The organism is Streptomyces sp. NPDC086077 (assembly GCF_040686175.1).
GTDB lineage: Bacteria > Actinomycetota > Actinomycetes > Streptomycetales > Streptomycetaceae > Streptomyces.
In genome coordinates, this window is the sequence record NZ_JBFBJT010000052.1 from 26,859 (window position 1) to 46,388 (window position 19,530).

Sequence of the window (19,530 nt, forward strand, 5' to 3'; positions counted from 1 at the left end):
TCGTACGGCCTCAGCCGCGCGCGCCCAGCAGGTGGTCCATCGCCAGCTGGTCGAGCCGCTCGAACGCCATCCCGCGCGCGGCGACCGCGTCGACGTCGAACTCCTCGAACGCGGTGCGGTCGGCGAGCAGCGCCTGCACGCCGTCCGCGGCCGTGGGCTGGGCCAGCTCGTCGAGTCGCGAGGCGCGCAGGGCCTCCTGGACCTCGGGGTCGGCGCGGAAGGCGGCGGCACGCTCCTTCAGGATGAGGTAGTTGCGCATGCAGCCCGCTGCCGACGCCCACACGCCGTCGAGGTCCTCGGTCCGCGGCGGCTTGAAGTCGAAGTGGCGCGGACCCTCGTAGCCGGCGGTCTCCAGGAGGTCGACCAGCCAGAAGGCGGACCGAAGGTCACCGGCGCCGAAACGCAGGTCCTGGTCGTACTTGATGCCGGACTGGCCGTTGAGGTCGATGTGGAAGAGCTTGCCCGCCCACAGGGCCTGCGCGATGCCGTGCGGGAAGTTCAGCCCGGCCATCTGCTCGTGACCGACCTCGGGGTTGACGCCGTACAGCTCCGGCCGCTCCAGGCGCTCGATGAAGGCCAGGGCATGGCCGACGGTGGGAAGCAGGATGTCGCCGCGGGGCTCGTTCGGCTTGGGCTCGATCGCGAAGCGCAGGTCGTAGCCCTGGGAGGTGACGTACTCGCCGAGGAGGTCGAACGCCTCCTTCATGCGGTCGAGTGCGGCGCGCACGTCCTTGGCGGCACCGGACTCGGCCCCCTCACGCCCGCCCCACGCGACGTAGGTCCGCGCGCCCAGTTCCGCCGCCAGGTCGATGTTGCGGATGGTCTTGCGCAGCGCGTACCGGCGGACGTCGCGGTCGTTGGCGGTGAACGCGCCGTCCTTGAAGACCGGGTGCGTGAAGAGGTTGGTGGTGGCCATCGGGACGGTCATGCCGGTCGCGTCCAGAGCCTGACGGAAGCGCTTGATGTGTGACTCGCGCTCGGTGTCCGAGGATCCGAAGGGGATCAGGTCGTCGTCGTGGAAGGTCACTCCGTGGGCCCCGAGCTCGGCCAGGCGCTGCACCGTCTCGACCGGGTCGAGGGCACGCCGCGTGGCGTCGCCGAACGGGTCCCTTCCCTGCCAGCCGACGGTCCACAGGCCAAAGGTGAACCTGTCCTCGGGGGTGGGCTGGTAGTTCATGCCGCGGCTCCCTTGCTCGCTTGCGACTCTCGCACACGACTATTTCGTCATGGCGGTTTACAAATTAGTATGCGAACGCATCCCTGGGAAGAGACCATCGCCTCAGTGGGAAGAGACACAGAAGAGACACAGGTGTCTCATCCGAGACATGAGCAGCAGGAACGCCCAGGCACGAGCCGCAAGAACGCCGCAGAAACAGGGAGAGCCCGATGTCAGCAGCCGAGGGTCCGCTCGTCGTCGGCGTGGACACGTCCACCCAGTCCACCAAGGCGCTGGTCGTCGACGTGTCCACCGGTCAGATCGTGGCGAGCGGCCAGGCGCCGCACACGGTCACGTCCGGCGCCGGCCGGGAGAGCGATCCCCGGCAGTGGTGGGAGGCGCTGTGCGAGGCGCTGCGCCAGTGCGGTGAGCCCGCCCACGAGGCCGCCGCGGTGTCCATCGGCGGCCAGCAGCACGGCCTCGTCACGCTGGACGCCCGGGGCGAACCGGTGCGCCCCGCCCTGCTGTGGAACGACGTGCGCTCGGCGCCGCAGGCACGGCGGCTGGTCGAGGAGCTGGGCGGCGCGAAGGTCTGGGCGGACCGCACGGGCAGCGTGCCCGCCGCGTCGTTCACCGTCACCAAGTGGGCCTGGCTCGCGGAGCACGAGCCCGAGGCGGTGCGCGCGACGAAGGCGGTACGGCTCCCCCACGACTACCTCACCGAACACCTCACGGGCCAGGGCACGACCGATCGCGGCGACGCCTCCGGCACCGGCTGGTGGGCGTCCGGCAGCGAGGCGTACGACGAGGAGATCCTCGCGCGCGTGGGTCTGGATCCGGCGCTGCTGCCGCGCGTGGTCCGGCCCGGCGAGGTGGCGGGCACCGTGCGGGACAGTCACGACCTGCCGTTCTCCAAGGGCACCCTGGTGGCCCCGGGCACCGGCGACAACGCCGCCGCCGCGCTCGGTCTCGGCCTGCGCCCCGGCAGCCCCGTGATGAGTCTGGGCACGTCCGGCACGGTGTACGCGGTGTCGCAGCGGCGTCCCGCCGACCCGACCGGCACGGTGGCGGGCTTCGCCGACGCGCGCGGGGACTGGCTGCCGCTGGCCTGCACCCTCAACTGCACCCTCGCCGTCGACCGTGTCGCGGCCCTGCTCGGCCTTGACCGCGAGGCCGTCGAGCCCGGCACGAGCGTGACCCTGCTGCCGTACCTGGACGGCGAACGCACCCCCGACCTGCCGAACGCCTCGGGGCTGCTGCACGGCCTGCGGCACGACACCACCGGCGGTCAGCTCCTCCAGGCGGCGTACGACGGCGCCGTGCACGCACTCCTGGGCGCACTGGACCTGGTCCTCGACGAGGACGCGGACCCCTCGGAGCCCCTGCTGCTGATCGGCGGCGGCGCCCGGGGCACGGCCTGGCAGGAGACGGTACGACGGCTCTCCGGGCGGCCCGTCCAGGTACCCGAGGCACGCGAGCTGGTCGCCCTCGGCGCGGCCGCCCAGGCGGCCGGCGTGCTCACCGGCGAGGATCCGGCGGCGGTCGCCCGGCGCTGGAACACCGCGAACGGGCCGGTCCTGGACGCGGTCGAGCGGGACGAGGAGACGCTGGCCAGGATCTCCGGGGTACTCTCCGACGCGGCCCCGCTGCTGGAGCGGAGCCCCGAGAGCCGGTGACACCACTGAGCCGCCTGGGCCCACCGGGCCACCAGGATTGACCGAGCTGGCCGAACCGGCCGAACCAGCCGAACTGATCCACGAGGACGGGGGCATGACCGCACCGCTGCACAAGGCCGACCCCGCCGGTCCCGGACGCGCGCTGCCGGACACCCAGCAGGGCATGCGGCGCCGCAATCTCGCCCGGGTGATGCACACCGTCAGCGCGGAGGGCCCCGTGTCCCGCGCCGCGGTGGCCTCGCGCATCGGCCTGACCCGTGCGGCGGTCTCCACCCTGGTCGACGAGCTCATCCGTACCGGCCTGCTGGAGGAACTGGGGCCCGAGCGTCCCGGCCGCGTGGGCCGGGGCCGTCCCGGATCCGCCCTCGCGGTCAGCGGGCACGGCCCCGCGGGGATCGGCGCGGAGGTCGGCGTCGACCATCTCGCCGTCTGCGCGGTCGACCTGCGCGGAGAGGTGCGTGCGCGGGTCGTACGGCACGGCCCGAACCGCGACCGCCCGCCCGAGCCGGTGATCGAGGAACTCACCGCGCTGGTGCGCCAGGTCGTCGCCGAGGTGGAACGCGAAGGGCTGTGGCCCGCGGGGCTCGCGGTGGCGGTGCCCGGTCTGGTGGCGCGCGACGCCCGGACCGTTGTACGCGCCCCCAATCTCGGCTGGCACGACACCGACCTCGGCTCCCTGCTGCCCGCGGAGCTGCCCCTCACCGTGGACAACGAGGCCAACTTCGGCGCGCTCGCCGAGCTCTGGCTAGGCGAGGAGACGCCACGTGACTTCGTGCATGTGTCGGCCGAGATCGGTATCGGCGCGGGCGTGGTCGTGGACGGTGGACTGCTGCGCGGAACGCGGGGGTTCGCGGGCGAGTTGGGGCACGTGCCGGTCCAGCCGGACGGGCTGGCGTGCGCCTGCGGCGGACGGGGGTGCCTGGAGCAGTACGCCGGCGAGGAGGCCGTGCTGCGTGCGGCCGGCCTGCGGCCGGGCGGGGACCGCGTCGGACTGCTCGCCGGGCTGGCTAGGGAAGGCGACGAGAACGTACGGCGGGCGCTGAGCGAGGCGGGCGAGGCACTCGGCGTCGCGCTGACCGGGGCGGTGAATCTGCTGGACCCCGAGAGCGTGGTGCTGGGCGGCGCGCTGGCCGGGCTCGCACCCTGGCTGCTGCCGTCCCTGCGCTCCGAGCTGGCCCGCCGCACGGCGGGGCCGGCCTGTCCGGTGTCCGTGTCGCGGCTGGGTTCCGAGGGGCCGTTGCTGGGGGCCGGGCACTGGGTGGTGCGGGGGGTGCTGGATGATCCGGCGGGGGTCGGATCGGGGGGCTGACAGCTTCCGAGAAGCTCGTCAAGGCCTGCCCGCTCCCCGTTCGGGTGAGCGAGTTGTCCACAACGTCGCGGTCGTCCACGGAACGACGGCGCAGCCTTCACGCAACCGTCCCGCGCCGTACCTTGAATGACAAGAGGCGCGGTCGGCCGACCCGAGTCCTCCCTCGCTCCGAAATTCCTCCAGTTGAGAGGCGATTCCCCATGGAACGGGCACGACTGCTCCCCCACCGGCGACGGATCCTCAAGGGCGCCGCCCTCGCCGTCGTCCCCTACGCTCTGCTGCCCGGACCCAGAGCGGGCGCGCAGACCCCGGCTCCGGACCACCCGCTCGCGGAGTGGCAGCCGGCGACCCACGCCAACTACACCGAGGCGAACCGTCCGGCGACCCACCCCATAGACCTGGTGGTCATCCACGTCACGCAGACCGACTACTCCGGGACCCTGGCGGTCTTCCAGCACCCCCGCAAGAAGGTGTCCGCGCACTACGTCGTCAGGTCCGGCGACGGACACGTGGCGCAGTGCGTCCGCGAGTCCGACATCGCCTGGCATGCGGGGAACTGGGAGTTCAACACGCGCAGCATCGGCATCGAGCACGAGGGGTGGGTGGACCAGCCCGGCTACTTCACGGACGCCATGTACGCGCGCTCGGCCGCCCTCACCGCGGCGATCTGTACCAAGCACGGCATCCCCAGGGACCGCGCCCACGTCATCGGCCACTACGAGATACCGGGCACCGATCACACCGACCCCGGCCCCCACTGGGACTGGCCGCGGTACATGAGGCTCGTCAACTCCGCCTGACCTGAGCGGGTCCAGGAGGGGCCCGGTCCTCAGCCGTGCTCCGCCGCCGCCCCAGCCGGCAGGTCCAGCCGCGCCCCCTGACGCATCAGCTCCTGCTGGACCAAGGCGTGCGGTACCTCACGTGGGCTGCGGTTGATCCGGGTGGACAGCGCTGCGCAGACGCCCGCGGCCTGGCCGGTGGCCATGGCGATAGGCATGACGCGATAGGAGGAGTGCGCCACATGGGAGCCGGAGATGCAGCGGCCCGCGACGAGCAGGTGGTCCGTGTCGCGGGGCAGCAGACAGCGCAGCGGGATGTCGTAGAAGCGGCCGCGGGGGACGCGTTTGAGGACCGTGCCGCTGCCCCTGGGGTTGTGGATGTCGACGGGGTAGGCGCCGTGCGCGACCACGTCGGGGAAGGGGCGCGCCGCCAGGATGTCGTGGCCGGTGAGCCGGTAGTCGCCGAGGATGCGCCGGGTCTCGCGGACGCCGATCTGGGTGCCGCTCTGCCCGACGTAGGCCTCCTCGAATCCGGGGACGTGCCCGCGAAGGAAGCGGTCGATCTGTTCCATCTGGCGGCGGGCGACGTACTCGGCGCGGCTCAGGTCCCACACGTCGATGCCGAGTGCCCGGGTGACTCGGGTGCTGTTGACGCTGACCTCGCGAGGGTGCGGGGTGCCGAAGAAGAGGATGTCCTCGCGGGGCAGGCTCAGTTCGCCCGCCTTGGTGGCCTCCTCCACGAGGTCCCACAGCCCGTGCACGCCGCGCCACTGGTCGGGGTGCTCACGGACGTACTCGCCGAACCGGGGCCGCAGGAAGTCCACGACGCGGAACATCAGCGTCATCGGCTGTACCAGCCCGTCCTCGGGCCGGCCGATCTCCCACGGTGCTCCACAGGCGGCGGCCACGTCGCCGTCGCCCGTGCCGTCGACGACGACATCGGCGTCGATCACCACCGGGCCGGACTTGGTCTCGAAGACGACCCGCCAGCCGTCGCCGAGGGGAAGCGCCGAGGAGGCGAAGGAGTGGAACAGCATCTGGACGCCGGCCTCGTCGAGCAGGTCGAGGAGGACGAGTTTGTAGATCTCGGGGTCGAACGGCACGGTGTACCCGGTCTGGAGGGAGGGCGGGATGCAGCCGCCGCGCTCGTTCAGCCTGTCCAGCAGCCGCCACAGGAAGCCCGCGACCACCGCCTCGCCCTCGCCGTGGTCGGTCGGCAGCAGCTGGTCGCCCTCCTCGCCGGGTTCGGTGAAGACGGCCTGCTTCTGCTCGTTGTGGAACGACATCAGCGGCATCACGAGGGCCACGGTCGCGTTGCCGCCCAGGAAGCCGTACCGCTCCACGAGCACGACGTCGGCGCCTGCGTCGGCCGCGGCGTACGCGGCAGCGGTGCCGGCCGGTCCGCCGCCGATGACCAGGACCTCCGTACGGCCCCCGTGACGGGCCTCGCGCGGGGGCAGGGTGACGGTCCGTGGCACTGGAGGTCGTTGCAGGATCGGCATCGGTTCTTCCCGTCGGAGGTGTTCCGGAGGCGGTGGGGGCCCGGTGCGTCAGGTCACCGATCCGGAACCGGGCCGCAGCAGGTGCAGGCCGGGACGTTCGGTGTCCGGCATCTCCTCGGACCGCTCGATCCGCTCCTCCAGCGCGTCGAGAACCACGGAGCACCGGACGCAGGTCTCCCGGGCTGCCCCCCGCAGTGTCTGGACGCGCGCGTCGAGATCGTCGCGCCGTTGCGGGAACTCGTCCCACAGCCGGTCGACCTCCGCGAGCAGCAGCCCGGCCTGCTCCCGCGCCACACCGACCAGCGCGGGCGCCCCGATACGGCGGGAGAAGTCGAAAACCTTGCCGGAGTAGGGCAGCGGCAGCACAGGCAGCCCCGAAAGAGCGGCGAAGATCACGAAGTGCAGGCGCATGCCGACGGCGAGGTCGAGGTGGTTCATGAAGCCGAGGACCTGGCCGGGGCTGTAGACACTGTGCAGGATGCGCCCGCGATCAGGTGCGGTCATCCGAGACAGCACGCCGTGGGCGTGGTGGACGTCCTGGCGTTCCATCGGCACGAAGACCACGTGCGCCTCCAGCCGCCGTACCAGGAAGTCGGCCACGTCGGCGAGGAGGGCGTGGTAGTCGCTCTCGTCGAGCTTCTCCGCGGCCCGGCCCGGTTCGCGGACCGACATCCCCACCAGGCGGGTGTCGGCGGGGATGCCCTCGTGCCGCATCATCTGCTCGGTGAAGGGCTCCGGCGGCAGCAGCAGCGCCGGATCGGCGGTCACGGTGATGTCGCGATCGAGCCCGGCCTCCTCCAGCACCAGCCGGGACTCCTCGTCACGTACGACGACCTCGTCCATGGCGGACAGCACGGTACGCACGGCCTCCCGGTCCTCCGCCTCACGCAGCGGCCCCGCGCCCACGGCGTACGCGAAGGTGCGCACGCCTCTGGTCTGGGCGGCGCCCACCAGGCGCAGATACCGGCGTGCCTCACCGTCGTAGAGGAGGCCGCCGCCACCGAGCACCAGCAGGTCCAGGTCGGACAGGACGTCCAGGATCTGTTTCTGCGGGACGCCTTCCCAGTCGACCACCTCGTCGGCGGCGGGCTGGTGGGCGCGGGTGTGCTCGGCGTCCCTGCTGAAGACGACGAGCCGGGCCTGCGGGCGGTGGACGCGCAGGCAGCCTAGGACGCAGGTGAGAATGGCCTCGTCGCCGATGTTGAAGCCGCCGTACGAGCCGAGCAGACCGATGCGCGGCCCCGGTCCTGGGGGCCGGAAGGGCTGGGTGGTGAGGGTCATCCGGAACTCCTGTCGAAGGAGCTGACGAGCAGTTCGGGGGTCCGGGACAGCTACGTGGGCGCGGCGGGGGTCGGGGGCAGGCTTCATGGGTGGCTGAGGTCGCTGCCGCGGGCCGGGGCCGGGTTGCCTTGCCCGAGCAGAAGAAACCCCGGGGCGGGGACAAACCCCTCGACCAGTTACTTCCCGACAGGCAGCGTCATCTTTTCACGGGATCGGTGCCGCCACCATCGCAGCGTCGGTCCCTCCGGGCGGGTCAGCGTCCCCAGCTCGGGTGGATGGTCCCGGCCGGTGGGGAAACCGGCGTCGCACGTCGACGCCCGCGCCTCTCCTGCCTCAGTCGCCGGGGCGTCACGCTGCGTGCATCACCCGAATGCCGTACGCCTCCGCGCCTCCCTGGCCCGGGCGGAGGACGCTGATCTCGGTAACTCCGGCGCCCCGCGGCGCCCGCGGCCGGCGTCGGAAGAGAAGGCGGAGAAGGCGGCGTCGACAAGGCAACAACCAGGGTCCGTACCGGCGCCGGGCTTCGAGAGGCCGTCGTCGTCACGTGCAGAGGAGACCTCCATGACCACCGCATCCTCACGTACCTGGGAGCACGCCGTCGTCACCGGCGGTGCGGGATTCGTCGGCTCGCATCTGTGCGCCGCGCTGCTGGACTCCGGCGCGGCGGTCACCTGCGTGGACGACTTCAGCACCGGGCGGCCCGAGAACATCGCCCCGCTCCTGGAGCGCCCCGGATTCACTCTGGTCAACGCGAACGTCGCCGAACAGCTGCCCGTCAGGCGGCCCCCCGATCTCGTCCTGCACTTCGCCTCCCCGGCCTCCCCGGCCGACTACCTGCGGCTGCCCCTGCACACGATGGAGACCGGCAGCCTCGGTACCCGCCACGCGCTGGACCTGGCCCATGCCCACGGAGCCCGCTTTCTGCTCGCGTCGACGTCCGAGGTCTACGGCGACCCGCAGCAGAACCCGCAGGACGAGCGGTACTGGGGAAACGTCAACCCGGTGGGCCCGCGCAGTGTGTACGACGAGGCCAAGCGGTTCGGCGAGGCGCTCGCCACGGCGCACGCCGACGCGGAGGGCACGGACACCTGCATCGTGCGGCTGTTCAACACGTACGGCCCACGAATGCGCGGCCACGACGGGCGGGCCGTGCCGACCTTCGTCCGCCAGGCCCTGGGCGGCGAACCGCTCACGGTCACCGGCGACGGTGGCCAGACGCGTTCGCTGTGCTACGTCGAGGACACCGTCCGGGGCATCCTCGCTGCGGCGAGGCACGGCATGCGCGGGCCGGTGAACATCGGCAATCCGGGCGAGATCACCATGCTGGACCTCGCTCGCCTGGTCATCCGGCTCGCCGGTTCCTCCTCGGAGATCCGCTTCATCGAACGGCCGACCGACGACCCTGCCGTGCGCTGCCCGGACATCACGCTGGCCCGCGACAAGCTCGGCTGGGAGCCCACGGTGGACGCGGAGGAAGGTCTGCGCCGCACGATCGACTGGTTTCGCGCGACGGCCGGCGCCAGCTGAGACGCCGCGGGCCGACGGCGGGCGCCGACCCGCTCCGAAGCGGAGACGAAGCGCTGAAGCGCCCCTGGCGCGCACCACGATCACGCCCGCAGGCCCCCACTCACCCCACCCGAACCCCTGGGGGACCCCCATGCGCATCCTCGGAATCAACGCCCTCTTCCACGACCCTGCCGCCGCCCTCGTGATCGACGGCCGCACCGTGGCCGCCGCCGAGGAGGAGCGGTTCTCCCGCCGAAAGCACGGCAAGCGGCCGGTGCCGTTCTCCGCCTGGGAGCTGCCGGAGAAGGCCGCCGCGTGGTGTCTGCGCCGGGCGGGACTGCGCCCGCGGGACCTGGACGCGGTCGCCTACTCCTACGACCCGCAGCTCGCCCGGCCCGCCGAGGCGATGGGCCTGGACGACCCCTGGGACCACCTCCGGCAGACGTACGCCCGCGAGGCCCCCGGCTTCCTCGCGGCCGCACTCCCGGGGCTCGACGCCGAGAGGGTCCGTTTCGTCCCGCACCACATGGCGCACGCCGCGTCCAGCGCCTTCGCCGCACCCGACGCCGGGGACTCGTCCGTGCTGGTGCTGGACGGTCGCGGGGAGCGCGCCTCGCACCTCGCGGCGCGGCGGGTCGGGGACCGGCTGGAGCCGCTGCACGCGCAGGAGCTGCCGCACTCCCTGGGCCTCATCTACGAGGAACTGACCGATCATCTGGGCTTCCTGCGGTCCTCGGACGAGTTCAAGGTGATGGCCCTGGCCTCGCACGGCAACCCGAGAGTGCTGGCCGAGCTGCGCAGGTACGTGTATCCCACCGGGGACGGCGGGTTCCACGCCGCGGGCGTCCCCTGGCACGAGTTCTGCCCGCCGCGCGGAGCGGACGAGCCGTGGACGCAGGAGCACGCGGACGTGGCGGCGAGCGCGCAGGCGGTGCTGGAGGAGACGCTGCTCGACCTGGTGCGCTGGCTGCACGGCCGGACCCACCACAGCGTGCTCACCCTCGCCGGCGGCGTCGCGCTGAACTGTGTCGCCAACTCCCGTATCGCCCGCGAGGGCCCCTTCTCGCGGGTGTGGGTGCAGCCGGCGGCCGGTGACGCGGGCACGGCGCTGGGCGGTGCGCTGCTGCTGGCCGCGGGCGCGGGGGACGCGCCGGAGCCGATGGCGGGCGCCGACCTGGGCCGGGACTGGTCCGACGCGGAGCTGGGCGCGTGGCTGAAGACGGCGGCCGTACCGTTCGAACGTCCGGCGGACATAGCGGAGGCGGTGGCAGAGGCCCTTGCTGACAACGGGATCGTCGCCTGGTTCCAGGGACGCTCCGAGTACGGTCCCCGGGCGCTCGGCCACCGCTCGCTGCTGGCCCATCCCGGGCACGCGGGAAATCTCGAACGACTCAACGACGTCAAGGGACGTGAGCAGTTCCGGCCGGTGGCGCCCATGGTGCCGGCCGACCGCGCCGCCGAGATCTTCGACGGGCCGCTGCCCAGCCCGTACATGCTGTTCGTGCATGATGTGGCCGAGTCCTGGCGCGAGCGCATCCCGGCCGTCGTGCACGTCGACGGCACGGCCCGCATCCAGACCGTGGATCCGGCCCAGGAACCGCTGGTCGCCCGGATGCTGGACGCGTTCGAACGGCGCACGGGCCTGCCGGTGGTGGTCAACACCAGCCTCAACACGGCCGGCCGGCCGATGGTCGACGATCCGCGCGACGCCCTGGAGTGCTTCGGCTCCTCGCCGGTGGACCTGCTCGCCATCGGCCCGTACGCGATCCGGCGCGGCGAGTTCTTCCGCGCCACCGGGGAGGAGAGGGCCTGATGCGGGAGCACACGGCTCGGGCGTCACATGGACGCCCGCAGGACCCCGCTGCCGAACATCCCGGCCGGGCGGCACATCGCGCACGGCGACTGCAGGGACCCACACCGGGTCACGCGACCCCGGCGTCCCCCGGCCGCATGACCCGGTCCGCGTACCCCGCCGACCCAACGGCCCCCGCCGCCGAGCCCGAGCAGGCCACCCGGAGGCCCCGATGAGCGACGCAGCACCGTCGGCCCCCGCCGCGTACGCCGACGACGCCTACGCGGTGGTGATCCCCACCCTCGGCCGTCCCAGTCTGACCGCCTGCCTGCGCGCGCTGGCCCGGTCCGGCGGTCCGCGCCCGGTTCGGCTGGTCCTCGTCGACGACCGCCCGGACGCCGCGGTGGCCGAGCTGGCGGCCGCGGTTCCCGAGCAGTTGCGCGCGCTCACCACGGTCGTCCGGGGTGGCGCCCGGGGCCCCGCCGCCGCCCGTAACGCGGGGTGGCGGGCGGCCGGAGGCGTGCCCTGGATCGTGTTCCTGGACGACGACGTGGTGCCCAGCGCCTCCTGGGGGGAGGACTTGGCTCTCGACCTGGCCGGGGCGGCGTACCGGACGGGCGCGGTCACCGCACGGATCGACGTCCCGCTGCCCCCGGACCGCCGCCCCACCGACTGGGAGCGCAACACCGCCGGACTGGCCACCGCCCGCTGGATCACCGCCGACATGGCCTACCGCAGGGCCGCCCTGGAGGCGGTCGGCGGTTTCGACGAACGCTTCCGGCGGGCCTTCCGGGAGGACGCCGAGCTGGCCCTGCGGATCCTCGCGGCCGGCTGGACGGTGACGGCGGGATGCCGCCGTACGACGCATCCGGTACGGCCCGCGGGCCGCTGGGTCTCGGTACGGCTCCAGGCAGGCAACGCCGACGACGTGCTCATGACCCGGCTGCACGGCCGGACGTGGTGGCGCCGGGCGGGGGCGCCGCGCGGGCGGCTGCCCCGGCATCTGGCGGTGACCGGGGCGGCGGTGACGGGCCTTGCCTGCGCGGCCCTGGGTCGGCGCCGGGCGGCCGCCGCGTGCGCCGGGCTGTGGCTGGCCGGGACGGCCGAGTTCGCACTGGCCCGGACCGTACCGGGGCCGCGCACCCGCGACGAGGTGGCCACGATGGCGCTGACCAGCGTGGCGATCCCCCCTGCGGCCGTGTGGCACTGGCTGCGCGGGCAGCTCGTCCACCGTGGGGCGCTGCCCGTCACCGTGCCCGGGCCCGGTGAGCCGCCGCGTCACCCGCGGGCACGCGACTGGGAGCGGGTCCCCTCATGACGCCGCTCACGACGCCCCGCGGGCCGCGCCGGGCACCGGGACCGTGGCTGTTCGACGGCCCCCCGCAGCCCGTCCCCGACGGCTTTCCGGCCGCCGTCCTGTTCGACCGTGACGGCACCCTCGTCGTCGACGTCCCCTACAACGGCGACCCTGCACGGGTCGTGCCGATGCCGACGGCGCGGGAAGCCGTCGACGCGGTGCGGGCACGGGGCATCCCGGTCGGCGTGGTGAGCAACCAGTCGGGCGTCGCCCGGGGCTTGTTGACGTACCGCCAGGTCGCGGCCGTGCGACGGCGGGTGGACGACCTGCTCGGCCCGTTCGCGCTGTGGGCGGTCTGCCCGCACGGCCCGGACGACGGCTGCGGGTGCCGCAAGCCCGCGCCGGGCCTGGTGCTGGCCGCGTGCGCACGGCTCGGCGCGCCGGTCGACCGCACCGTCGTCATCGGCGACATAGGGGCCGACGTGACCGCCGCCCGCGCCGCCGGTGCCCGCGGCGTGCTGGTGCCGACCCCGGTGACCCGTCCCGAGGAGACCGCACAGGCCGAGACCACCGCTGCCGACCTCCGCGCGGCGGTCCGGCACGCCTTGGCCCTGGCACCCGACTCGACACCGGGAGAGTCATGACGGCCGATTCCCGAACGCCTCCCCGCTCGCTGGTCGTTCGGCTGGACAGCGCGGGCGACGTCCTGCTGGCCGGTCCCGCCGTGCGGGCCGTGGCCACCGGATCGTCGTACACGGCGCTGCTGTGCGGGCCTCAGGGGGCAAGCGCGGGGCGGATGTTGCCAGGCGTGGACGAGGTGCTGGTGCACGACGCGCCGTGGGTGGGCCTGGAGCCGGCGCCGGCCTCCCGGCAGGCGACCCGGCAACTGGTGGACACGCTGGCGGCCCGGCGCTTCGACCGGGCGCTGGTGCTCGTGTCGTACCACCAGAGCCCGTTGCCCGCGGCCCTGCTGCTGAAGCTGGCCGGGGTCGCCTGGACGGCCGCCGACAGCGAGGACTACCCGGGGGCCCTGCTGAACCTGCGCCACCACCGGCAGCCGCACCGGCACGAGGTGCTGGCGGCGCTCGACCTGGCCCAGGCCGCGGGATTCGCCCTGCCGCCGGGCGACGACGGGGCGCTGCGCATCGCGCCGCCGCCGGACACGACCCAGCTGACCGGACCCGATCCGTACGTGGTGCTGCACCCCGGCGCCGCCGTGCCTGCGCGGGCGTGGAGCGCCGGGCGGGCGGCCCGGGCGTCTGCCGCGCTGTCCGCCGCGGGGTACCGCGTCGTCGTCACCGGCGGCCCCGGCGAGCGGGACCTGACCGCCCAAGTGGCCGGGACGCACGCCCTGGACCTGGGCGGGGTCACCGATCTGGAGCGGCTGGCCGGTGTGCTCGCCGGGGCGCGGGTCGCGGTGATCGGCAACACGGGACCCGCGCATCTGGCCGCCGCCGTCGGCACGCCGGTGGTGTCGCTGTTCGCGCCGGTGGTTCCGGCCGAGCGCTGGCGGCCGTACGGCGTCCCGCATGTGCTGCTCGGTGACCAGAAGGCGATCTGCGCGGGCACCAGGGCCCGGAACTGCCCCATGCCGGGCCATCCCTGTCTCGACGGGATAGGTGACGCGGAAGTGCTGGCCGCGGTGACCGCACTGAGCACGAACCGACCAGTCGGAATGAATGACTTCAAGCAGACAAGAAAGACATACCGGACAGGGCCCGTACTGAACCAGGGCCCCTCGCCCAGGTCGCCCGGCCCGCGCGGGCCGGGCGGCATGGCCGGAACGGAACGAGGAGCGGCCACATGAACATCCTGTTATGGCATGTGCACGGCTCCTGGACCACGGCGTTCGTCCAGGGACCTCACACCTACCTCGTTCCTGCCACTCCGGATCGCGACGCGGACGGCCTCGGCCGCGCCCGCACGTTCTCCTGGCCCCCCTCGGTGCGGGAACTGACGCCCGCGCAGTTGCGGGACGCGGAGGTGGATCTCGTGATCCTCCAGCGCCCCCACGAACTGGAGCTGGCCGAGCGCTGGCTGGGCGGCCGGCGTCCTGGCCGTGACCTGCCCGCCGTCTACCTGGAGCACAACGCCCCGGACGGTGACGTGCCCACGACCCGGCACGCCTTCGCCGACCGCGACGATCTGAAGCTGGTGCACGTCACCCACTTCAACCGCCTCTTCTGGGACTGCGGCAGCACACGCGTCGAGGTGATCGAGCACGGCATCGTCGACCCGGGCCACCAGTACACCGGCCGCCTCCCCCGCGCGGCCGTCGTCGTGAACGAACCGCTGCGGCGCGGCCGCTACACCGGGACCGACCTGCTGCCCGAACTGGCCCGCGCCGCACCCCTGGACGTCTTCGGCATGCGAACCAAGGGGCTGGCCGACCACCTCGGCCTGCCCGAGGAGCGCTGTCGGTCCGCGGATCTGCCGCAGAGCGAACTCCACGCGGCCATGGCCGAACGCCGGATGTATCTGCACCCGGTGCGCTGGACCTCGCTCGGTCTGTCGCTCCTGGAGGCGATGCACCTGGGCATGCCGATCGTGGCGCTCGCCACCACGGAGGCCGTCGAGGCCGTCCCGCCGGACGCGGGCACACTGTCCACCCGTCCCGAGGTGCTGGCACATGCCGCTCGGCGTTACCTCGAAGAACCGGAGGCCGCCGTCGAGGACGGCGCCCGTGCCCGCCAGGCGGCCCTCGAACGTTACGGGCTCAAGCGCTTCCTGAACGACTGGGAGCGTCTGCTGACGGAGGTGCGCTCATGACGTCAACGGTCGGATCCCTGCCGCACAGCGACGTGGACGGAGAAGGGCCGGGCTCGCTGTCCATCGCCCTCGTCTCCGAGCACGCGAGCCCGCTGGCCGCGCTGGGCGGAGTCGACGCGGGCGGACAGAACGTCCATGTGGCCCGCCTCGCGAGCGCGCTGGCAGACCGGGGCCACCACGTGACGGTGCACACCCGCCGCGACGACCCCGACCTGCCCGACATCGTGCCCCTGCGTGACGGCGTCGAGGTGCACCACGTCCCGGCAGGGCCGGCGGAGCCGATACCCAAGGACGAACTGCTCCCTCACATGGGGGACTTCGCCCACCATCTGACGCGACTCTGGCGGGCCCGGCCGCCCGACGTCGTGCACTCGCACTTCTGGATGTCAGGACTCGCCTCGCTGCGCGCGGTGCGCTCCCTGGACCTCCCCCTGCTGCACACCTATCACGCGCTGGGCACGGTGAAGAGGCGGCACCAGCAGCTCGCGGACACCAGCCCGCCACAGCGGATCGGCCACGAGACGGACGTCGGCCTGGGCTGCGACCGGGTGGTCGCCACCTGCCGGGACGAGGTCATGGAGCTGACCCGGATGGGCATCTGCGCCGACAAGGTCGGGGTCGTGCCGTGCGGGGTCGACACCGAGCTGTTCACCCCCCGGGGACCGGTCGCGAAGCACCGGACCCGGCGCTACCGGCTGCTTCAGCTGGGCCGGCTCGTCCCCCGCAAGGGCGCGGCGGTCTCCGTCGCCGCGCTGACCCGGCTGCCGGACACCGAACTCCTCATCGTCGGCGGCCCTCCGAAGAACCGGCTCGACGAGGATCCGGAGGTCCGTCGCCTGCGCGCCCTCGCCCATCGGGCCGGGGTCGCCGACCGGGTCCACTTCACCGGCGGGGTGCCCAGCCACCAGGTGCCGGCGCTGCTGCGCGGCTCCGACGTGGTGCTCTGCCCGGCCGACTACGAGCCCTTCGGCATCGTCCCGCTCGAGGCGATGGCCTGCGGCCGCCCCGTCGTCGCCAGCGCGGTGGGCGGCCAGCTGGACACCGTCGCCGACCCGGCCACCGGAAGGCTGGTGCCGCCCCAGGACCCCGAGGCACTCGCCTGGGCCGTCGCCGAACTGCTGGCCCGGCCCGAGGTTCGGGAGACGTGCGGCGCCGCCGGGCGCCGTCGAGTGCTGCGCCGCTACGGCTGGAACCGCGTCGCGGCCGAGACCGAGGCGGCGTACTGCGCCGTCCTGGACGCCCGCAACGCCGCGACGGAGGTGGTGTGAGCCCTCGACGCCCGCCGGTCCGGGCGGCCCCGCCCGGTCTTCGACAGCGTTCCGACCCACCGCACAGCACCGACGCCCGAAGGAGGTGCGGGTCCGGCCGCCGTCCCGTGTGACGCGGTACGCCCGACCAGCATGAGCGAATTCGTGAACCCCGCGTCATCCCTGTCCCCCGCACCGGCCGCGTTGGAGACCGCACAGAGCCACTGCCGGTCCTTGGAGCAGGCGTTGGTCCGGCTGCGCCGGGACGGGCTCGGCCGGATAGCCGGCTGGGGCGGCCGGCTAGCCGCCGTCCTGCCGGCCGGCGGCCGCCTCCTGGCCGCGGGCAACGGCGGCAGCGCTGCCCAGGCCCAGCATCTGACCGCCGAGCTGGTGGGCCGGTACCGCAGGGAGCGGCCCGCGTATTCGGCCATCTCCCTGCACGCCGAGACCTCCAGTCTCACCGCTCTCGGCAACGACTACGGGTTCGACCAGGTGTACGCCCGGCAGGTGGCCGCCCACGGCCGCCCCGGGGACGTCCTCGTGGTGCTCTCCACGTCCGGCCGCAGCGCCAACCTGATCAGCGCGGCCGCGACCGCCCGGACGGCGGGTCTGAGCGTCTGGGCGCTGACGGGACCCGGGCCGAATCCGCTGGCCGAGGCCGCCGACGAGGCGCTGTGCATCGACGCCGACACGACGGCGACCGTCCAGGAGACCCATCTGGTCGCCGTGCACCTGCTGTGCGAGGCCTTCGACACGGCACTCGCCCCCCGCGCCGCGTCCCGCGCCGTCGCCGCCCACGGGAGGGCCTCGTGACGGCGCCGAAGCCGCTGGTGGTCGTCGGGGACGTGCTGCTGGACGAGGACATCGAGGGCGTCGCCACCCGCCTGGCCCCCGACGCGCCCGCTCCGGTCGTCGACGTCACCCAGGACCGCGCACATCCCGGCGGTGCGGGCCTGGCCGCGGCCCTGGCGGCCCGCGGTGGGCGCGAGGTGATCCTGGTGACCGCCCTCGGCGACGACGCCGCGAGCGAGGCGGTACGCCGTCAGCTGCGCGGCAGGGTCCGGCTGGTGGAGATTCCGCTGACCGGCAGCCTGCCCGTGAAGACCCGCGTGCTGGCGGGCGGGCGCCCGCTGGTGCGGATCGACCGGGGCGGCGGCTTTCCTGGTGAACCCGACGGGGCGGTACGGGAGGCACTCACCCAGGCCCACGCCGTACTCGTCGCCGACTACGGGCGGCACACGGCGAGCGCCGTCCGTCAGCATCTCGAAACGGTGGCGCCGCGCACCCCGCTGGTGTGGGATCCGCATCCGAAGGGGGCGGAGCCCGTCCCCGGAGCGCGGCTGGTCACGCCGAACGCCGCAGAGGCGCGCGGCCTGTGCCCCTCCCCGGAGCGCGGGGCCTGCGGAGGCACGAGGAGCGACTCGCTGCGCGCACACGCCGAACGCGGGGCCGCACTCGCGGAGCGCTGGCAGGCGGCCGGAGTCGCGGTGACGCTCGGCGACCGGGGAGTCCTGCTGGCCCGGCCGGGCGACGGCACCCCGATGCTGATCCCACCGCCCTACCAGGCCACCGGGGACCCGTGCGGCGCCGGTGACTGCTTCGCCGCAGCGACCGCCACGGCACTGGCGGACGGCGCGCTCCCGGAGGAGGCCCTCCAGCGGGCGGTGGCCGAAGCGGCCGCGTTCGTGTCGGAGGGCGGGGCCGGCAATCCGGCGCTGTGGCGGACCGCGCCCGCCGTACCCGCCACCGGCGGGCGGGGCTCGGACCCCCTCGCCCTCGCCGAGCAGGTCCGGGCGCGCGGCGGGACGGTGGTCGCCACCGGCGGCTGCTTCGACCTGCTGCACGCCGGTCACGTGGGACTGCTGGACAGCGCCCGCGACATCGGCGACTGCCTCATCGTCTGCGTCAACTCGGACGCCTCCGTCGCCCGGCTCAAAGGCCCGGGACGACCGTTCAACCCGGTGGCGGACCGGGCCCGCGTCCTGCAGGCCCTCGGCAGCGTCGACGCCGTGGCGGTCTTCGACGAGGACACCCCCGAGCAAGTGCTCGCCCGGCTGCGGCCCGATGTGTGGGTGAAGGGCGGCGACTACTCCGTCCAGGACCTGCCCGAGGCCGAGTCGCTGCGTGCCTGGGGCGGACAGGCGGTGGTCCTGCCCTATCTGGACGGCCGGTCCACGACCGTGCTGGCACGTCGTGCGGCCCGGGCCGCCGCCCGATGACCGCCCGGCCGGTCCCCCGGGTGCTGGTGCTGCGCGCGCTCGGTCTGGGCGACCTGCTGACCGCGGTGCCCGCCCTGCGGGCGCTGCGCCGGCACGCCCCGGGTCATGAGCTGGTGCTGGCCGCCCCGGAACGGCTGTCCGAGCCGGCCGCCGCCACCGGCCTGGTGGACCGGTTGCTGCCCACGTCCGCCCCCGGCCGGGAGGTGCCGACCGACCTGCCCTGGACGGGCCCCGCGCCCGACCTGGCCGTGGACCTGCACGGCAACGGCCCGCCGAGCCACCTGCTGCTGCAGCGCCTGCGCCCGCACCGCCTGCTCGCCTACGCGCACCCGGACACGCCGGACGTCACCGGCCCCGTCTGGCGCCAGGACGAGCACGAACGGGACCGCTGGTGCCGGCTGCTGCGCTGGTACGACATCCCGGCCGACCCTGCGGACCTGCGCATCCCGGTGCCCAGGACGGCCTCCCCGGCGCCGGGCGCCGTCGTCGTGCACCCCGGCGCCGACGCCCCCGCCCGCTGCTGGCCGAAGGAACGGTTCGCGGCCGTGGCCCGGGAACTCCGCCGGTGCGGTCACGACGTCGTGGTGACCGCCGGTGCGGGCGAGGGCGCGCTGGCCGCGTACGTGGCGGCGGAGGCCGGGCTGCCACCGGGAGCGGTCCTCGGCGGGACCGGTGAGGTGCCGTTCCACCAACTGGCCGCGCTGGTCGCGGAAGCCCGCTGCGTGGTGGTGGGCGACACCGGGCCGGCCCATCTTGCCACGGCGCTGGGCACCTGCTCGGTCGTCCTCTTCGGGCCGGTCGCCCCTCGGCTGTGGGGGCCGCCGCCCGACTCGCGCCATCGGGTGCTGTGGCATCCCGGGGAGGACGACGCGGCCCGGCCGGGCGACGCCCACGGCCGGGTACCGGACGCCCGGCTGCGGCAGATCGGCGTCGAGGAGGTCGTGGAGGCGGTGCTGGCGGTGACGGAGGGGGTGACCGGCGTGCCGGTCGCCCCCAC

16 protein-coding genes are annotated in these 19,530 nt (G+C 74.0%); 13 read left to right on the forward strand and 3 right to left on the reverse strand.

The genetic code is table 11. From position 1 onward, the window contains the following. Positions 1 to 10 precede the first annotated feature (10 nt). Positions 11 to 1,177, reverse strand: coding sequence for a xylose isomerase (gene xylA, locus AB0O67_RS17325; protein ID WP_365450829.1), 1,167 nt, complete (start codon positions 1,175 to 1,177; stop codon positions 11 to 13). A gap of 209 nt (positions 1,178 to 1,386) precedes the next feature. On the opposite strand from xylA, the gene xylB reads away from it, so the two are divergent. From xylB to AB0O67_RS17340, 3 genes are all read left to right on the forward strand, one after another. Continuing rightward, positions 1,387 to 2,832 (forward strand): xylulokinase, encoded by a 1,446-nt coding sequence (gene xylB, locus AB0O67_RS17330; RefSeq protein ID WP_365450831.1) that lies wholly within the window; start codon positions 1,387 to 1,389, stop codon positions 2,830 to 2,832. A gap of 94 nt (positions 2,833 to 2,926) precedes the next feature. Beyond that, the gene (locus tag AB0O67_RS17335; protein ID WP_365450833.1) at positions 2,927 to 4,141 is read left to right on the forward strand and encodes an ROK family transcriptional regulator; all 1,215 of its coding nucleotides are present in this window, start codon (positions 2,927 to 2,929) and stop codon (positions 4,139 to 4,141) included. Positions 4,142 to 4,341: 200 nt separating this feature from the next. Continuing rightward, positions 4,342 to 4,941, forward strand: coding sequence for a peptidoglycan recognition family protein (locus AB0O67_RS17340; protein ID WP_365450835.1), 600 nt, complete (start codon positions 4,342 to 4,344; stop codon positions 4,939 to 4,941). 29 nt (positions 4,942 to 4,970) lie between these two features. Here AB0O67_RS17340 and AB0O67_RS17345 read toward each other — a convergent pair whose 3' ends face one another. Together AB0O67_RS17345 and AB0O67_RS17350 are read right to left on the reverse strand one after the other, a co-directional pair. Further along, complete coding sequence (locus AB0O67_RS17345) at positions 4,971 to 6,422, reverse strand: FAD-dependent oxidoreductase (RefSeq protein ID WP_365450837.1); 1,452 nt, start codon at positions 6,420 to 6,422, stop codon at positions 4,971 to 4,973. A gap of 48 nt (positions 6,423 to 6,470) precedes the next feature. Next, complete coding sequence (locus AB0O67_RS17350; protein ID WP_365450839.1) at positions 6,471 to 7,703, reverse strand: polysaccharide pyruvyl transferase family protein; 1,233 nt, start codon at positions 7,701 to 7,703, stop codon at positions 6,471 to 6,473. A 561-nt stretch (positions 7,704 to 8,264) separates the two neighbouring features. On the opposite strand from AB0O67_RS17350, the gene AB0O67_RS17355 reads away from it, so the two are divergent. From AB0O67_RS17355 to AB0O67_RS17400, 10 genes are all read left to right on the forward strand, one after another. After that, the gene (locus tag AB0O67_RS17355; RefSeq protein WP_365450841.1) at positions 8,265 to 9,230 is read left to right on the forward strand and encodes an NAD-dependent epimerase/dehydratase family protein; all 966 of its coding nucleotides are present in this window, start codon (positions 8,265 to 8,267) and stop codon (positions 9,228 to 9,230) included. 130 nt (positions 9,231 to 9,360) lie between these two features. Beyond that, positions 9,361 to 11,022, forward strand: coding sequence for a carbamoyltransferase C-terminal domain-containing protein (locus tag AB0O67_RS17360; protein ID WP_365450843.1), 1,662 nt, complete (start codon positions 9,361 to 9,363; stop codon positions 11,020 to 11,022). A gap of 211 nt (positions 11,023 to 11,233) precedes the next feature. Beyond that, positions 11,234 to 12,319, forward strand: coding sequence for a glycosyltransferase (locus AB0O67_RS17365; protein ID WP_365450845.1), 1,086 nt, complete (start codon positions 11,234 to 11,236; stop codon positions 12,317 to 12,319). Continuing rightward, a complete protein-coding gene (locus AB0O67_RS17370) occupies positions 12,316 to 12,942 on the forward strand; it encodes an HAD-IIIA family hydrolase (protein ID WP_365450847.1) in 627 nt (208 codons plus the stop codon). The genes AB0O67_RS17365 and AB0O67_RS17370 overlap by 4 nt, the downstream gene beginning before the upstream one ends. Next, the gene (locus tag AB0O67_RS17375) at positions 12,939 to 14,105 is read left to right on the forward strand and encodes a glycosyltransferase family 9 protein (protein ID WP_365450849.1); all 1,167 of its coding nucleotides are present in this window, start codon (positions 12,939 to 12,941) and stop codon (positions 14,103 to 14,105) included. The genes AB0O67_RS17370 and AB0O67_RS17375 overlap by 4 nt, the downstream gene beginning before the upstream one ends. Then, on the forward strand, positions 14,102 to 15,067 hold the full coding sequence (locus tag AB0O67_RS17380; RefSeq protein ID WP_365450851.1) for a glycosyltransferase: 966 nt from the start codon (positions 14,102 to 14,104) through the stop codon (positions 15,065 to 15,067). Before AB0O67_RS17375 ends, AB0O67_RS17380 begins: the two co-directional genes overlap by 4 nt. Beyond that, positions 15,064 to 16,335 carry a glycosyltransferase gene (locus AB0O67_RS17385; protein ID WP_365450853.1) on the forward strand — a complete coding sequence of 424 codons (1,272 nt, stop codon included), beginning with the start codon at positions 15,064 to 15,066 and terminating at the stop codon, positions 16,333 to 16,335. Before AB0O67_RS17380 ends, AB0O67_RS17385 begins: the two co-directional genes overlap by 4 nt. 132 nt (positions 16,336 to 16,467) lie before the next feature. Then, the gene (locus AB0O67_RS17390) at positions 16,468 to 17,127 is read left to right on the forward strand and encodes an SIS domain-containing protein (RefSeq protein WP_365450855.1); all 660 of its coding nucleotides are present in this window, start codon (positions 16,468 to 16,470) and stop codon (positions 17,125 to 17,127) included. Continuing rightward, positions 17,124 to 18,533, forward strand: a complete 1,410-nt coding sequence (gene rfaE2, locus AB0O67_RS17395; RefSeq protein ID WP_365450857.1) for a D-glycero-beta-D-manno-heptose 1-phosphate adenylyltransferase — start codon at positions 17,124 to 17,126, stop codon at positions 18,531 to 18,533. The genes AB0O67_RS17390 and rfaE2 overlap by 4 nt, the downstream gene beginning before the upstream one ends. After that, the coding region (locus AB0O67_RS17400; protein WP_365450859.1) for a glycosyltransferase family 9 protein at positions 18,530 to 19,530 on the forward strand (1,001 nt) is incomplete at its 3' end. The genes rfaE2 and AB0O67_RS17400, both read left to right, overlap by 4 nt.

Excerpts from the sequence above, each read along its gene's own strand:
- AB0O67_RS17340 (WP_365450835.1), top strand. The coding sequence starts at position 4,342 with ATGGAACGGGCACGACTGCTCCCCCACCGGCGACGGATCCTCAAGGGC.
- AB0O67_RS17365 (WP_365450845.1), top strand. The coding sequence starts at position 11,234 with ATGAGCGACGCAGCACCGTCGGCCCCCGCCGCGTACGCCGACGACGCC.
- AB0O67_RS17390 (WP_365450855.1), top strand. The coding sequence starts at position 16,468 with ATGAGCGAATTCGTGAACCCCGCGTCATCCCTGTCCCCCGCACCGGCC.
- AB0O67_RS17370 (WP_365450847.1), top strand. The coding sequence starts at position 12,316 with ATGACGCCGCTCACGACGCCCCGCGGGCCGCGCCGGGCACCGGGACCG.
- AB0O67_RS17355 (WP_365450841.1), top strand. The coding sequence starts at position 8,265 with ATGACCACCGCATCCTCACGTACCTGGGAGCACGCCGTCGTCACCGGC.
- AB0O67_RS17350 (WP_365450839.1), bottom strand. The coding sequence starts at position 7,703 with ATGACCCTCACCACCCAGCCCTTCCGGCCCCCAGGACCGGGGCCGCGC.
- AB0O67_RS17375 (WP_365450849.1), top strand. The coding sequence starts at position 12,939 with ATGACGGCCGATTCCCGAACGCCTCCCCGCTCGCTGGTCGTTCGGCTG.
- AB0O67_RS17360 (WP_365450843.1), top strand. The coding sequence starts at position 9,361 with ATGCGCATCCTCGGAATCAACGCCCTCTTCCACGACCCTGCCGCCGCC.
- AB0O67_RS17345 (WP_365450837.1), bottom strand. The coding sequence starts at position 6,422 with ATGCCGATCCTGCAACGACCTCCAGTGCCACGGACCGTCACCCTGCCC.
- AB0O67_RS17380 (WP_365450851.1), top strand. The coding sequence starts at position 14,102 with ATGAACATCCTGTTATGGCATGTGCACGGCTCCTGGACCACGGCGTTC.
- AB0O67_RS17335 (WP_365450833.1), top strand. The coding sequence starts at position 2,927 with ATGACCGCACCGCTGCACAAGGCCGACCCCGCCGGTCCCGGACGCGCG.
- xylB (WP_365450831.1), top strand. The coding sequence starts at position 1,387 with ATGTCAGCAGCCGAGGGTCCGCTCGTCGTCGGCGTGGACACGTCCACC.
- AB0O67_RS17385 (WP_365450853.1), top strand. The coding sequence starts at position 15,064 with ATGACGTCAACGGTCGGATCCCTGCCGCACAGCGACGTGGACGGAGAA.
- xylA (WP_365450829.1), bottom strand. The coding sequence starts at position 1,177 with ATGAACTACCAGCCCACCCCCGAGGACAGGTTCACCTTTGGCCTGTGG.